The organism is Aeromonas sp. 603757 (assembly GCF_049171255.1).
Classification (GTDB): Bacteria; Pseudomonadota; Gammaproteobacteria; order Enterobacterales; family Aeromonadaceae; genus Aeromonas; species Aeromonas veronii_A.
The window spans coordinates 1-2,980 of record NZ_JAAKOE010000034.1 but is presented as its reverse complement, the minus strand read 5'-3'; the positions used below and the strand labels follow the sequence as shown (position 1 = coordinate 2,980).

1 rRNA gene is annotated in these 2,980 nt (G+C 52.6%); it reads right to left on the bottom strand.

From position 1 onward, the window contains the following. A 23S ribosomal RNA gene (locus tag G5332_RS20180) occupies positions 1-2,824 on the bottom strand; the annotation flags it as partial. Positions 2,825-2,980 lie beyond the last annotated feature (156 nt).

Sequence of the window (2,980 nt, the reverse complement as noted above, 5' to 3'; positions counted from 1 at the left end):
CCTATCAACGTTGTGGTCTCCAACGGCCCTTTAGGACCCTCAAGGGGTCAGGGATGACTCATCTCAGGGCTCGCTTCCCGCTTAGATGCTTTCAGCGGTTATCGATTCCGAACTTAGCTACCGGGCAGTGCCACTGGCGTGACAACCCGAACACCAGAGGTTCGTTCACTCCGGTCCTCTCGTACTAGGAGCAACTCCCTTCAATCATCCAACGCCCACGGCAGATAGGGACCGAACTGTCTCACGACGTTCTGAACCCAGCTCGCGTACCACTTTAAATGGCGAACAGCCATACCCTTGGGACCGACTTCAGCCCCAGGATGTGATGAGCCGACATCGAGGTGCCAAACACCGCCGTCGATATGAACTCTTGGGCGGTATCAGCCTGTTATCCCCGGAGTACCTTTTATCCGTTGAGCGATGGCCCTTCCATTCAGAACCACCGGATCACTATGACCTACTTTCGTACCTGCTCGACCTGTCCGTCTCGCAGTTAAGCTGGCTTATGCCATTGCACTAACCTCCTGATGTCCGACCAGGATTAGCCAACCTTCGTGCTCCTCCGTTACTCTTTGGGAGGAGACCGCCCCAGTCAAACTACCCACCAGGCACTGTCCGCGAGCCCGATTCAGGGCCCTGCGTTAGAACATCAAACATACAAGGGTGGTATTTCAAGGACGGCTCCAGCGCAACTGGCGTCACGCCTTCAAAGCCTCCCACCTATCCTACACATGTAGGTTCAATGTTCAGTGCCAAGCTGTAGTAAAGGTTCACGGGGTCTTTCCGTCTAGCCGCGGGTACACCGCATCTTCACGGCGAATTCGATTTCACTGAGTCTCGGGTGGAGACAGCATGGCCATGGTTACACCATTCGTGCAGGTCGGAACTTACCCGACAAGGAATTTCGCTACCTTAGGACCGTTATAGTTACGGCCGCCGTTTACCGGGGCTTCGATCAAGAGCTTCGCTTGCGCTAACCCCATCAATTAACCTTCCGGCACCGGGCAGGTGTCACACCCTATACGTCCACTTTCGTGTTTGCAGAGTGCTGTGTTTTTGATAAACAGTCCCAGCCATCTGGTCACTGCGACTCCCAACTGCTCCATCCGCAAGGGACTTCACTGTCAAGAGCGAACCTTCTCCCGAAGTTACGGTTCTATTTTGCCTAGTTCCTTCACCCGAGTTCTCTCAAGCGCCTTGGTATTCTCTACCCGACCACCTGTGTCGGTTTGGGGTACGATGACTTGTAATCTGAAGCTTAGAGGCTTTTCCTGGAAGCAGGGCATCAATGGCTTCCACACCGTAGTGTGTTCGTCTCGTGTCTCAGTGTTGTGTCTCCGGATTTGCCTAGAAACACCACCTACGCACTTTCACCAGGACAACCGTCGCCTGGCCCACCTAGCCTTCTCCGTCCCCCCATCGCAATTACAAGTCGTGCAGGAATATTAACCTGCTTCCCATCGACTACGCCTTTCGGCCTCGCCTTAGGGGTCGACTCACCCTGCCCCGATTAACGTTGGACAGGAACCCTTGGTCTTCCGGCGAGGAGGCTTTTCACCCCCTTTATCGTTACTTACGTCAGCATTCGCACTTCTGATATCTCCAGCATACCTCTCGATACACCTTCGCAGACTTACAGAACGCTCCCCTACCACTCACGCTTAGCGTGAATCCGCGGCTTCGGTGCCTGGTTTGAGCCCCGTTACATCTTCCGCGCAGGCCGACTCGACTAGTGAGCTATTACGCTTTCTTTAAATGATGGCTGCTTCTAAGCCAACATCCTAGCTGTCTGAGCCTTCCCACATCGTTTCCCACTTAACCAGAACTTTGGGACCTTAGCCGGCGGTCTGGGTTGTTTCCCTCTTCACGACGGACGTTAGCACCCGCCGTGTGTCTCCCGGATATTACTTACTGGTATTCGGAGTTTGCATGGGGTTGGTAAGTCGGGATGACCCCCTAGCCCAAACAGTGCTCTACCCCCAGTAGTATTCGTCCGAGGCGCTACCTAAATAGCTTTCGGGGAGAACCAGCTATCTCCGAGTTTGATTGGCCTTTCACCCCCAGCCACAGGTCATCCCCTAACTTTGCAACGTTAGTGGGTTCGGTCCTCCAGTTGATGTTACTCAACCTTCAACCTGCCCATGGCTAGATCACCCGGTTTCGGGTCTACACCTTGCAACTAGACGCCCAGTTAAGACTCGGTTTCCCTACGGCTCCCCTATACGGTTAACCTCGCTACAAAATGTAAGTCGCTGACCCATTATACAAAAGGTACGCAGTCACCCCGAAGGGCTCCCACTGCTTGTACGTACACGGTTTCAGGTTCTATTTCACTCCCCTCACAGGGGTTCTTTTCGCCTTTCCCTCACGGTACTGGTTCACTATCGGTCAGTCAGGAGTATTTAGCCTTGGAGGATGGTCCCCCCATATTCAGACAGGATGTCACGTGTCCCGCCCTACTCGATTTCACATCAAGGTTGTTTTCGTGTACGGGGCTATCACCCTGTATCGCCGGCCTTTCCAGGACCGTTCCACTAACTTCCAAGATGCTTAAGGGCTAATCCCCGTTCGCTCGCCGCTACTGAGGGAATCTCGGTTGATTTCTTTTCCTCGGGGTACTTAGATGTTTCAGTTCTCCCGGTTCGCCTCTGTTACCTATGTATTCAGTAACAGATACCCGAGTTATCTCGGGTGGGTTTCCCCATTCGGAAATCTGTGAGTAATAGCGTCTCTTACCGACTTCTCACAGCTTATCGCAGGTTAGTACGTCCTTCATCGCCTCTGACTGCCAAGGCATCCACCATGTACGCTTAGTCACTTAACCATACAACCCCAAGAAGTGTCGGTGAAACCGGCACAGCCTGTTGTCGTACAACAAGGACCAAATAAAATTTGGTTTTCGCCAAGAAGTTTCCAAAGCACTTGTAACAAATGTTTGAGAACTACTTTTTAAATCAGCTTTCCAGATTGTTAAAGAGCA